The 12459-nt window shown below is 34.5% G+C and carries 12 protein-coding genes; 5 read left to right on the top strand and 7 right to left on the bottom strand.

All coding sequences use genetic code 11. From position 1 onward, the window contains the following. Window positions 1–115 precede the first annotated feature (115 nt). Window positions 116–484, bottom strand: coding sequence for a PUR family DNA/RNA-binding protein (locus FLA105534_RS15455; protein WP_017495419.1), 369 nt, complete (start codon window positions 482–484; stop codon window positions 116–118). A gap of 68 nt (window positions 485–552) precedes the next feature. Further along, window positions 553–2331 carry an ABC transporter ATP-binding protein gene (locus FLA105534_RS15450; RefSeq protein WP_173967014.1) on the bottom strand — a complete coding sequence of 593 codons (1779 nt, stop codon included), beginning with the start codon at window positions 2329–2331 and terminating at the stop codon, window positions 553–555. A 204-nt stretch (window positions 2332–2535) separates the two neighbouring features. Here FLA105534_RS15450 and FLA105534_RS15445 point away from each other — a divergent pair, with 204 nt between their 5' ends. The 3 genes from FLA105534_RS15445 (at window position 2536) to yajC (ending at window position 5185) form a co-directional block, all read left to right on the top strand. Continuing rightward, on the top strand, window positions 2536–3642 hold the full coding sequence (locus tag FLA105534_RS15445) for a Glu/Leu/Phe/Val family dehydrogenase (protein WP_281922148.1): 1107 nt from the start codon (window positions 2536–2538) through the stop codon (window positions 3640–3642). A gap of 244 nt (window positions 3643–3886) precedes the next feature. Next, entirely contained in the window at window positions 3887–4798 is a 912-nt protein-coding gene (nusB, locus tag FLA105534_RS15440; protein ID WP_173967013.1) for a transcription antitermination factor NusB, read from the top strand. 114 nt (window positions 4799–4912) lie between these two features. Next, complete coding sequence (gene yajC, locus FLA105534_RS15435) at window positions 4913–5185, top strand: preprotein translocase subunit YajC (protein WP_173967012.1); 273 nt, start codon at window positions 4913–4915, stop codon at window positions 5183–5185. A 330-nt stretch (window positions 5186–5515) separates the two neighbouring features. Here yajC and FLA105534_RS15430 read toward each other — a convergent pair whose 3' ends face one another. The 3 genes from FLA105534_RS15430 to FLA105534_RS15420 all read right to left on the bottom strand — a co-directional run bounded on the left by FLA105534_RS15430 (window position 5516) and on the right by FLA105534_RS15420 (window position 8742). After that, on the bottom strand, window positions 5516–6094 hold the full coding sequence (locus FLA105534_RS15430; protein WP_173967011.1) for a YdeI/OmpD-associated family protein: 579 nt from the start codon (window positions 6092–6094) through the stop codon (window positions 5516–5518). A 13-nt stretch (window positions 6095–6107) separates the two neighbouring features. Beyond that, the gene (gene pepT, locus FLA105534_RS15425; protein WP_173967010.1) at window positions 6108–7385 is read right to left on the bottom strand and encodes a peptidase T; all 1278 of its coding nucleotides are present in this window, start codon (window positions 7383–7385) and stop codon (window positions 6108–6110) included. A gap of 223 nt (window positions 7386–7608) precedes the next feature. Further along, on the bottom strand, window positions 7609–8742 hold the full coding sequence (locus FLA105534_RS15420; protein WP_246253254.1) for a formylglycine-generating enzyme family protein: 1134 nt from the start codon (window positions 8740–8742) through the stop codon (window positions 7609–7611). Between the two features lie 252 nt (window positions 8743–8994). Here FLA105534_RS15420 and FLA105534_RS15415 point away from each other — a divergent pair, with 252 nt between their 5' ends. Then, the gene (locus FLA105534_RS15415) at window positions 8995–10029 is read left to right on the top strand and encodes a quinone-dependent dihydroorotate dehydrogenase (protein WP_173967009.1); all 1035 of its coding nucleotides are present in this window, start codon (window positions 8995–8997) and stop codon (window positions 10027–10029) included. On the opposite strand, the gene FLA105534_RS15410 is transcribed toward FLA105534_RS15415, so the two are convergent. Continuing rightward, on the bottom strand, window positions 10015–10731 hold the full coding sequence (locus tag FLA105534_RS15410) for a DUF3307 domain-containing protein (protein ID WP_173967008.1): 717 nt from the start codon (window positions 10729–10731) through the stop codon (window positions 10015–10017). The two genes, FLA105534_RS15415 and FLA105534_RS15410, sit on opposite strands and share 15 nt — an antisense overlap. Next, window positions 10728–11342: a hypothetical protein gene (locus FLA105534_RS15405; protein WP_173967007.1), complete on the bottom strand. Its 615-nt coding sequence runs from the start codon at window positions 11340–11342 to the stop codon at window positions 10728–10730. The genes FLA105534_RS15410 and FLA105534_RS15405 overlap by 4 nt, the downstream gene beginning before the upstream one ends. Window positions 11343–11551: 209 nt before the next feature. Between FLA105534_RS15405 and FLA105534_RS15400 the strand changes: the two genes are divergently transcribed. After that, window positions 11552–12418 (top strand): hydroxymethylglutaryl-CoA lyase, encoded by an 867-nt coding sequence (locus tag FLA105534_RS15400; protein ID WP_173967006.1) that lies wholly within the window; start codon window positions 11552–11554, stop codon window positions 12416–12418. Window positions 12419–12459: the final 41 nt, after the last annotated feature.

The following is a 12459-nucleotide window of genomic DNA, read 5'->3' as shown; positions in this document are numbered from 1 at the left end:
TCGTCTCTATCGGACAATAGATAAATATCGACTAAAATGGTCGAGTTTAAAGATTTAAAAAAAGTCCAAAATGTCAAACAGAATGGACTTAAACTTTTAAAAAGTAATTTTTTGACTAAATATCGTCAAAATCAATATCGGTAAAACTGGTTCTTTGCCCTTCGGGTTTGTCAGAACCGTATTCTTTTTTGAAATCTTTTTGGTGTCTTTCAGAAATTACTTCTTCGCCTTTGTGGTTCAAGACGTACGAAGTCATTTCTTCTAGTATTTCGGCAAAAGCACTAAAGTCTTCTTTGTACAAGTAGATTTTGTGTTTTTTAAAATGAAAAGAACCATCCTCCTCAGTAAATTTTTTACTTTCGGTAATTGTGATATAATAATCGTCAGCTTTAGTAGCTCTCACATCAAAGAAATAAGTTCTTCTTCCTGCTCGTAATACTTTAGAAAAAATCTCTTCTTTTTCTAACATGTCATTTTCTCTCATAATACGTTCTATCATTTTTGGAATTAATAGTACTCAAAAATCATAAAAAATTATCGATTACGCAACAATTAAAGTAATTCTTTTTCCGAAAGTTGTTTTAAATATAACGATGCATAATAGCCTTCCTGATTTATTAATTGATTATGAGAGCCTTGTTGAATGATCCTACCGTCTTCCAGGATGATTATTTTATCGGCGTTCTTTGCAGATGATACCCGGTGACTTACTATAATTGTAGTTTTATCTTTACAAATTTCAAATAAATTGCTTAAAATCGTTTCTTCTGTTTCTGTATCTACTGCCGACAAACAATCGTCAAAAAGTAAAATTGCCGGATTTTTAATAATGGCGCGCGCAATAGACACACGTTGCTTTTGTCCGCCAGAGAGAGTGATCCCTCTTTCTCCCAAAATCGTGTCGTATTGTTTGTTAAAAGCAATAATATTATCGTGAACTACCGCATTCTTGGCGGCCTCGATTACTTCTTCATCTGTAGCGTCCTGATTACCAAATTTTATATTGTTTTTAATAGTGTCCGAAAATAAAAAAGCGTCTTGAGGTACAATGCCAACATTATTTCGCAAATCATACAGGTTTAAACTGCTGATTTCGTTCTGGTCGATCGTGATTTTACCCTCGGTTACATCATACAAACGTGAGATGAGCGATAATATTGTAGATTTTCCGGAGCCTGTTTTTCCTAAAATGGCCAATGTTTCTCCTTTTTTGACTGTAAAAGTAACATTTTTCAGTGCCTCGATATTGGTGTCTTCATAGGTATAACTTACATTTTCAAAGGCAATCGTGCCCTGAATGTCAGAATGATTTTCGTTTTTGTTTTTTATTTCAGGCTCAATCTTTAAAAATTCGTTTAAACGCTTCTGTGACGCTTCTGCCTCCTGAACCATAGACGAAACCCATCCTAATGAAGCCACAGGCCAGGTTAGCATGTTCACATATAGAATAAATTCGGCAATAGTACCGATATTCGGAATCGTTCCGTTAATGTACATTACACCGCCAAAATAGATTACCACCAGATTACTGATTCCGATTAAGGCAATCATCAAAGGGCCAAATAGGGATTGAACTTTGGCTAAATCTAAACTCTTTTTTTTGCTTTCATCCGCCAAAGCGATCATATTGTTCTGGTGCTGATTCTCCAGTGAGTTGGCTTTTATAACTCGGATACCCGAAAAAATTTCCTGCGTAAAACTGGATACTTTAGATAAATACTGTTGAAAGGTGGTGCTTCTTTTATTGATTTCTGAACTTAGTTTGAAAATGCAATAGGAAAGAATTGGTAAAGGTAAAATAGTATAAAGTGTCAGTAATGGTGAAACATTATACATATATATAATGACAATGGCGAAACGAATAAAAGTATTGATAGTATACATTACCGCAGGGCCCACATACATACGAACTTTTGAAACATCTTCGCTAATACGGTTCATTAAATCTCCGGTGCGATTTTGTTTGTAAAAGTTCTGCGAGAGTTTTTCATATTGTTTGAAAACCTCATTTTTTAAATCAAACTCGATATGACGTGACATTACAATTAAAGTCTGACGCATTAAGAACGTTAGAAAACCGGCAACAATGGTAGTAGCTATGATTAGCAGTACGTTATGAATTAATCCTTCGCGGTAAGTATTGATAACTATTTGAGAAGTCTGATCGGCTTCGGGTAATTTATCAAACTTTTCAATGGCATTTAGCGACTTGCTAATTAACTTTGGAGTGAATAAAGAGAATATTTGTGCGATTATAGTGATTAAAATTCCTAAAGAGAAACTATATTTATATTTGATAAAATATTTGTTTAAATAACTTAATTCTTTCATTTTTTTAAGAGATTCAATGTTAAAATGTTTTGATTTTGTAAAATATTATGAATAAAAATTAATGTAATGTATAAATTTATCAAAACAAAACGATTGTTAGATTGTTATTTTAAAGATAATAAATTAGCACATGTATATTTTTTGTATAAATTTGAGAAGTCTTTTTGACAAATTCATAATTTTAACAAATAATATAGTAGCGCTATGGATGCAACTTTCGCAACTGGAAAAGAACTTCAAAAAATGGATCCTGTTTTTGGTCAATTGTCTTTTGACGATCACGAACAAATTGTATTTTGCAACGACAAAGATACAGGTTTAAAAGCAATTATTGGTATTCATAATTCGGTTATGGGACCAGCTTTGGGAGGTACTAGAATGTGGAATTACAATACTGAATGGGAAGCATTAAACGATGTTTTGCGTCTTTCAAGAGGTATGACATATAAATCTGCTATTACCGGATTAAATATCGGTGGAGGTAAAGCAGTAATTATTGGTGATGCTAAAACGCAAAAAACACCTGAATTAATGCGTAAGTTTGGTGAGTTTGTTCACTCCTTAGGTGGTAGATATATTACTGCTGAGGATGTTGGAATGGAAACAAAAGATATGGACACTGTTAGAGATGTAACGCCTTATGTTACGGGTATTTCTGAAGAAAGAGGTGGTTCAGGAAATCCTTCTCCAATAACAGCTTACGGTGTTTATTTAGGAATGAAAGCTGCTGCTAAAAGTCAGTTTGGTACTGATGTTTTAGAAGGTAAAAAAGTTTTAGTTCAGGGAATTGGTCACGTAGGTGAAGCTTTAGTAGAGTATTTAACTAAAGAAGGAGCAATCGTTACAATTACTGATATCAATGAAGAGAAATTATATCAGGTAGCTTCAAAATACAATGCTTCAATCTATTCTGGTGAAGATTTGTATACAGCTGATGTTGATATTTATGCACCATGTGCTATGGGAGCAATCATTAATGATGCAACAGTAGATAAAATTAAAGCTAAAGTTATTGCAGGAGCAGCTAACAATCAGTTGGCTGACGAAAATATTCACGGAGCAAGATTACAAGAAAGAGGTATTTTATATGCTCCTGATTTCTTAATCAACGCTGGTGGAATTATCAACGTATATGCTGAATTAGAGCATTACGGTAAAGCTGAAATCATGACAAAAACCGAAAATATCTATAATACAACTTTAGAGATTATCGATTACGCTGTGAAAAACGGAATGACAACACACAAAGCAGCGCTTACAATTGCTCAAAATCGTATCGATTTGAGAAGAATTGAAAACGCTAAAAAATAATTTTTTAAGTTAACAGTCTCAGTTTTTAGTCTCAGTTTCGCAAAAAGTGAAAACTGAGACTGAAAACTGAGACTTTTTTTATGCGGTTTCTAAATCACTGAAGACTGAGACTGAAAACTAAGACTTAACGAAATACTTTTTTACAAATTAATTTTAATATCAACTGCGAAATTCATACTTTTGCAGACTAATTTTTAAATGTTCTTACAAGGTGGTAAATAGAAGACACATACGCGTTAAAGTAATGCAATCCATTTATGCAATGCATCAAAGCGGTTCTGATAATATGGAAAAAGAAGAGAAGTTTCTTTTTTACAGTATTGATAATATTCAGGATCTATATCTTATAATGCTTTCTTCATTGATTGAAATTTGCAAAAAAGAATCTGTTTTTTTACATCTTTCAAGTAAAAAACATCTTGCAACTGCTGCAGAACGTAATCCAAATGAAAAATTCGTAAAAAACAAAATTTTTCAACTTCTTGCCGAAAGTAATTCGCTTAGTATTGCTTTAGAAAATCGTAAAATCAACAACTGGAATCTGAACGACGATTATATCATTTTGCTTTTAAATGATATCAAATCAAGCGAATTGTATGCTAAATACATGAGCACTACAACAAATACTTTTGAAGAAGACAGACAATTTGTAATTGATTTGTTTGCAGATGTAATTGTTCCAAATGAAAAATTATATGAGTATTTAGAGGATGATAAATTAACCTGGGTGGATGATATTCCTGTTGTAAATACGCATATCATCAAACAATTGAAGGCTATAAAAACTGAAGATCCGGATGATTTTAGAGTGCCTAAGTTGTACAAAGATGTTGAGGATAAGGATTTTGCTAAAGACTTGTTTAGAAGAACAGTTTTAAATGAATCGGTTCTGGCAAAAGAATATGATGATAAAACACCAAACTGGGACAGTGAAAGGATTGCTGAAATTGATACTATTATCTTGAAAATGGCAATTTGTGAGTTTCTGAAATTCCCTTCAATTCCAGTAAAAGTAACTCTTAACGAATATTTAGAAATTGCGAAAGAGTATTCTACGCCAAAAAGTAGTATTTTTATCAACGGAATTTTAGATAACCTTGTTAAAGAGCTTACAGCGAATAAAAAAATGGTTAAAGTAGGACGTGGGTTGATGTAATTGATACCGGATTTTTATAAATAAATTCTAAACTCTCGTTGATGACGTCGCTTCAAGTGAAGTTATGGGAGCTTAAAACGTAAATATTAATAACAAAAATAAAAACTGAATACTATGCAAGATTTGATGAAATTTGCGCCTTATTTACTAATGTTTGTAGTGTTGTATTTCTTTATGATCAGACCACAACAGAAAAGAGTAAAAAACGAAAAAGAATTTGAAAGCAGCCTGAAAGTAGGTGATAAAATAATTACTAAAAGTGGTTTTCACGGAAAAATCGTTGAACTTGCTGATACAAGTGCAGTAATTGAAACAATGTCCGGAAAATTAAAAATTGAGCGTTCGGCAATTTCTATGGAAATGAGTGCTGCTTTGAAAAAAGCTTAATTTTTTAAATTACAATATTAAAAATCCCAAATTCCAATACAGGAGTTTGGGATTTTTTTTAATTGTCATTTCTACTGAAAGGAGAAATCACATAATCCAATTCAGCAAAAGTAACCGCAATATTGTCATCCCGAGGAAGGAGGGATCTCCGTAAGAAACTCCACATAGTGATTCCTTAATCTTTGTCGAGCTGCTTTCGAAGATTCCTCGTTCCTAAATGACTCGTCTTTGCGTAAAAAAAAACCTTTATCAAAGTTTAAAACTTTGATAAAGGTTTTTTTTAGCTTGGAATTTGGAGTTTGGAATTTTTCAAAAATTGAAATTTACCTCCTATCTGTATTTATCATTCAGTCCGATGTTTTGTAATATCATCGGAATTACTTTTTCAATTCTTGAAAGTTTGGTTTTGTCCTGCTTAGCCGTTTCAATGTATTCGAGAAATTCATATTGCTTGTAAGCACTGAATTTCTGAAATGCTTCTGCTAAAGCGGGATTCTGAGCTGTTTCTTTTTGAAAAAGTTCAGAAACAATAGCTTCTTTTTTTGTGGATTTGATGATTTTGCCTTGTTTTTCGTTCTCAATAGCTTCTAAAATATAGTCGAGAACGTCTGCTTCGTTTACTTCGTTTTTTGAAGTAAAACGCCATTGACGCAAAGATTTTGTTTTGTCTTCCTGAGCATTGATGAGCTTTTTTTCCTCATCTTTCAAAAAAACGCCATTAAAGAACCAAATCGTAAAGTACTCTTTAAAACCTCCTATGCCGATAACATTTTTTTTGTTGTAAACATAAACTGGGCCGCCCCATTTTACAGTTTCAATCAGTTCGGTCTTATCAATAATCGATTTTAGGAAAAGGAGTTCTTTTTCCCAGCTATTGACTTTGTCCCAAACGTGTTTTTTATCAGACATATTCCTTGTTAGTTTATTTTTTTCTTTTTGGCTTTTCAGGTGCGTCAAAAATGCCTGGAATTGCGGTTAATTCAGCAATTTTCACAATGACAGCTGTCGCTTTTTGCATGCTTTCGGCAGGAACATATTCGTATTTTCCGTGAAAGTTATGACCGCCGGCAAATATATTTGGGCAAGGAAGTCCCATAAATGACAATTGAGACCCGTCAGTTCCGCCACGAATAGGCTTGATGATCGGTTTAATGTTTAATTCACGCATTGCTTTTTCGGCAATATCAACAATGTGTTTTACGGGAAGTACTTTTTCTTTCATATTGTAGTACTGGTCTTTTACTTCAGCAGTTACAATATCTTCTCCAAATTGTTTCGCAAATTTCTTATTGATTTTTTTAGTAATTTTAGCAATTAGGTCTTTACGTTTTTCGAATTTTTTCTTGTTGTGATCGCGAATGATCAATTCTAAAACAGTTTCTTCAATACTTCCGGTAAGGTGGTGGACATGGAAAAAACCTTCATAGCCTTTGGTTTCTTGAGGAGTTTCTCCTTTAGGAAGTTCGTTGATGAAATCGTTGGCAATCAACATCGAATTGATCATTTTTCCCTTGGCATAACCCGGGTGAACGCTTTTCCCTTTAAAGGTGATTTTAGCTCCGGCTGCATTAAAATTTTCATATTCTAACTCGCCAATCTGGCTTCCATCCATAGTATAGGCCCATGCAGCACCAAATTTTTTCACATCAAAATGATGCGCACCGCGACCAATTTCTTCGTCAGGAGTAAAACCAATTCTGATTTTTCCGTGTTTGATTTCAGGATGCTGAATTAAGTATTCCATCGCTGAGACAATTTCGGTAATTCCTGCCTTGTCGTCGGCTCCCAGCAAAGTAGTTCCATCCGTAGTAATAATGGTTTGTCCTTTGTATTGTAATAAATCCTTAAAGTAGTTTGGTGATAAAACAATGTTTTTTTCAGCATTTAAAAGGATGTCTTTTCCATCGTAATTTTCAACGATTTGAGGTTTTATATTGGCTCCGCTAAAATCCGGAGAAGTGTCAAAATGAGATACAAAACCAATTGTAGGAACTTCGTGATCAACATTAGAAGGTAATGTAGCCATGATATAGGCTTTGTCGTCTATGGTGACATCTGATAAGCCAATTGTTTTTAGTTCTTCAACTAGTTTATTGGCAAGATTCCATTGTTTTTCTGTGCTTGGCGTTGTCTTTGAATTTGGATCTGATTCAGTATCAATAGTTACATAACTAATAAAACGATCTATGATATGTTGCATTTTTTTTATTTTTAGGCAAATATAAGTAAATAGTTAAGCGTTGTAAAGCTCCAAATTATGAAAACTGTAAATTAGACTGAAAAAAGTTTACTAAAAATTTCACTGATCTGCGTTGGATATTTAAAGTTAAAATTCAATTTCACTAGTTTAAATTTGTGAAATTGGATTTGTAAGAGATATGAGATGTGTTTTAATTTGTGCTAATTTGCTAGCTAAAAAAAACTTATTTGACACATCTAAAGCCAATGTGGTTTGCGGGTGATTTGTAATCCCCTTTTCCTCTAGTGCCTACCATGTAGCGTGTGCAATACTGATCGGTACATAAAAAGGATCCGCCACGCTGTACTTTTTTAGGTAAGTTTGGTTCTCCGGGATCATAAGAAGATTCAGGACCCTGTGGGTTTTTGGCAACCTGGCCGTTTTCGCTTATTACTTTGTAATAGTCTGCAGTATACCAGTCGTTTGTCCATTCCCAGACGTTTCCTCCTATATCATAAAGACCGTAAGAATTGGGTGCAAATTTTGCAGTTGGCGCAATACCGATATAGCCATCTTCGCCGGTGTCTCCCTTTTCTGTCGGAAAATGTCCCTGGTATATGTTGGCCTGAAATTTTCCTTTAGGTTTTAGGGTGTTTCCCCAAGCATACAATTCGCCTGATTTCCCACCACGGGCTGCGAATTCCCATTCGGCTTCTGTTGGTAATCTTTTTCCGGCCCACTTTGCGTAAGCAGCAGCATCATCATAAGAAATTTGTACAACTGGGTAGCTGCCTTTTCCTTTTATAGAACTTCCGGCTCCTTCCGGATGTCTCCAGTCTGCACCGCGTACGTAAGACCACCATTGCATGTAGTTGTTTAAATCTACTTTGGCAGGTGTAGGGGTAAATACAGCCGATCCGGCAACAAGGTTTTCTAATGGCACATCCGGATATTCTTCAGGTGTAGGTTTTATTTCGGCAAAAGTGATATAACCGGTTGCTTTTACAAAAGCTTCAAACTGATCATTTGTAACTTCGGTTTTATCCATATAAAATCCATCTACATAAACGCGATGTATTGGGGCGGCATCTTTCGTGACTCCTTTTATGCTGCACAAGCTTTCGTCTTCAACATTGCTGCCCATAGAGAATTCTCCACCGGGAATCCAAACCATTCCTGCTGGAGCTTTACCGGAAGGTTTGTTTTTGTTTTCGATTGTTGGTTTGAATAATGAAACTTCTGCTGGATTCGGAGTTTCTACACAATTCATTGCAGCTAATGTCTGTTTCGGCACAATAAGCTTTGTGTAGCCATAAGCAATTGTAATAACGAAGAGGATTAGGATTGCGAATATCCAGGCAGTTTTATTTTTCATCATAAGTGTTTTTATGGAGTATAGTAGTTGGGGTAAAATTAAGAATAAAGTTTAAAAGAGGATTTAATATAACTATATTTATTTTATAGAATTACTATTATTTTTTTTTTTTTGCTCTGTTGCGTTTCAATTGCTACGTGTTTGTTTTCAGTGTCATATATGGGAAAAGAATGTTAGAAACAGTTTTCTATAAATCATAGTCACTTTCAAGTATTATATTTAAATTTGCATCCAAAAAAACAACAACACACTACTATGTATAAATTGATAATTCGCCCAATACTTTTTTGGTTTGATCCGGAAGAAGTACATTGCTTTACTTTTTCATTTGTTAAATTCATTTCAAAAATCCCTGGTGTTTCATCAATTATCAGATCGATTTACGAAGTAAAAGATAGCCGTTTGGAGCGCGAAGTTTTTGGAATTAAATTTAAAAACCCGGTAGGATTGGCTGCGGGATTCGATAAAGATGCCAAGTTGTATAAAGAATTATCGGATTTTGGATTTGGTTTTATTGAGATTGGTACCGTGACTCCTGTTGGACAGGAAGGAAATCCTAAAAAACGTTTGTTTCGATTGAAAGAAGATCAAGCGATTGTTAACCGAATGGGATTTAATAATGGCGGAGTTCTGGAAGCTTTAGAACGTTTGAAAAAGAATTCGGGAGTTTTAATTGGTGGTAATATTGGGAAGAACAAAGTTACGTCAAACGAAGATGCAGTTAATGATTATATCATTTGTTTTGATACTTTGTTTGATCATGTAGATTATTTTGTGGTGAATGTAAGTTCGCCAAATACGCCAAATTTACGTGCTCTGCAAGACAAAGAGCCTTTGACAGCTTTGTTGCAAACGCTGCAAAACAGAAACGTGGAGAAGCAAAAAACAAGCACACAAAAAATAAAACCAATTTTATTAAAAATTGCTCCGGATCTTACAGATGAGCAATTACTCGATATTATTGATATTGTAAAAACTACTCAGATTGCAGGTGTAATTGCAACGAATACTACAATTTCCCGCGACGGATTGCAGTCTGCTAACCAGACTGAAACTGGAGGACTGTCAGGAAAACCATTAACGAAACGTTCGACTGAGGTGATTCGTTTTCTTTCGGAAAAAAGCAATAAAGCTTTTCCAATTATTGGAGTAGGTGGAATTCATACTGAAGATGATGCGATCGAAAAACTAAATGCAGGAGCCAGTCTGGTTCAATTGTATACAGGTTTTATTTATGAAGGTCCTGCCTTGATAAAAGCAATCAATAAAAAGGTTTTAGCACAATTGTAAAAGCAGCGCCTGAACAATTAATCCTGTAATAATAGCAGTTCCAAAACTCATCAAAGTACCAATCATGACGTACTCGGTGAGTTTTCTGTCTTTTGCTTCTTTTAGATCTCCAAATCTAAAAATTGATTTAGCTGCCAATAAAAAACCTATAGCTTCAAAATGGCCTGTTAAGATAAAGCAGAAGACAAACAACCTTTCTAAGATACCAATGTAATTTCCTGCTTTGGAGAGTGAATTTTCATTGTGGCTATTTTGACTTTCGGGATTCCAAATCGAGATAATTGTTTTAATGAGAATAGAAGTTGGTTTTGTAAGGAGTAAAACTCCTGTCCCTAGAATCCAAAATTGATTGTTGAACCAATGAAAATTGATTGTTTCGTCCTGGTAGACAAAAACAACCCCAATTAAAACTAGGATGTGCATCAATTGGTCTACTATAAACCAACTGCGTTTCGTTTTGTTTTTCTGGAAATGGAGTTTGATTAAATCAATAATGCCATGAGATACGGCAATAAGAAATGCATATGGGAGAAATTGGATTTCTCCAACCAAAATGGCTGCTAAAATCCCATGTAAAAGAATATGAAGATATAAATAAATACTTTTATGTTTTTTGGCTTCTTTGTCGGCTACCCATGAGTTGGGCTGCGCTATAAAATCACCTAGTAAATGTGCTAAAAGTAGTTTTATAAATAAAATCATAACGTTGCAAGTTGTTTTATTTGTGTTCTGAAATAGCGATCTAAATTTAATACTAAATCAAATTGAGCTCGTTTTTGTCTTCGGCTTACTGCGGCTCTTTTTATCCCTAATTTCGGGGCTAATTCCTCTTGTGACAAACTTGGATTTTCTATTGCAATTGCTACAAATTCGGCAGATTGAGCTGGCCAATTATCCATAAAAGTGAGAGCAAGCTGAATCATTAAATTCATTTTTTCATCGATAACAGTATCGCCGGTTCGCAGCGCTAAACTTACTTTTAGTTTCTTTAAAGTCTCAAAAAGTTCACCCGAGTGTATAAAGGCAGAACCATTGCTTTCAGAAATTTTTTCAGCATCATGTGTTTTATTTCCAATACCAATACTCATTCGGGCATCCAGTTTTAGGGTTTTTAAATGTGCTTTGATGAGAATGGCGGCCAATAAAGCTTCTTCAGGATTCTTTATTTCAATTTGAAATTCATCCCCTCTGTAAATTTCCCATTGGAGAGGTGTTTCTCCAAAAGGAGATAAGACCTCCTTTAAGGATGTTACCCAGTCTTTTGATTTTTGCTTTCTGGAATCGATTATATCTCCTGTAATTACACTAGTCATAGCTTCAAATATAAATAAAAAGAATAATAATAGTATTACAAATGTAGTTAATATTTTTTCAATGTTACGTTTTTGTGTAACATTGTAAATTGTTACGTTTTTGTGTAACATAATGAAATGTTACTTTATCCTGTAATGTAATTAAAGAAAATTATAACTTTTATTTCTTTAAAAAAGAAACTAACTTAGCCACTATAAAAGAGTAAGCTTTGAATAAAGAAATCAAGATTATCGAATGTCCACGTGATGCTATGCAAGGCATCAAAACTTTCATACCTACCCAAAATAAGGTTTCGTATATACAGGCTCTGTTGAGAGTGGGTTTTGATACTATTGATTTTGGAAGTTTTGTGTCTCCAAAAGCGATTCCTCAAATGCAGGATACTGCTGAAGTTTTGTCGCAACTTGATTTATCGCAAACCACAAGTAAATTGTTAGCGATTATTGCCAATACACAAGGAGCATCGCTGGCTGCAGCGCATGAGCCTATTCGGTATTTAGGATTTCCTTTTTCGATATCTGAAAATTTTCAGATGCGAAACACACATAAAACAATAGCCGAATCTTTAGTTACTCTCGAAGAAATTCTTGAAATCGCCGATCAGAAAAACAAGGAAGTCGTTACCTATCTTTCAATGGGTTTCGGAAATCCTTATGGTGATCCGTGGAATGTAGAGATCGTAGGTGAATGGACAGAGAAGCTGGCCGGAATGGGGGTTAAAATATTATCTCTTTCCGATACTGTTGGTAGTTCTACACCGGAAGTAATCACGTGTCTTTTTTCAAATTTGATTCCGAAGTATCCGCAAATTGAGTTTGGAGCACATTTGCATACTACTCCAAACAGCTGGTTTGAGAAAATAGATGCCGCTTCGAAAGCTGGTTGTACCCGTTTTGACGGGGCTATTCAGGGGTTTGGCGGCTGTCCAATGGCAACAGATAAGCTCACAGGTAACATGCCTACCGAAAAGCTGATCTCTTATTTTACCTCCAATAAAAAAGGCACGGGCCTGAACTCTTTAAGTTTTGAGAGTGCATACAATGAAGCATCAAAATTGTTTGGGAAATTTCATTAGAAAATAACTATATTTACTTAGCAAAGACAAATAATAAGTGA

This window comes from Flavobacterium collinsii, from assembly GCF_902804485.1.
Taxonomy (GTDB): domain Bacteria; phylum Bacteroidota; class Bacteroidia; order Flavobacteriales; family Flavobacteriaceae; genus Flavobacterium; species Flavobacterium collinsii.
This window is presented reverse-complemented; position numbering and strand designations above follow the sequence as displayed.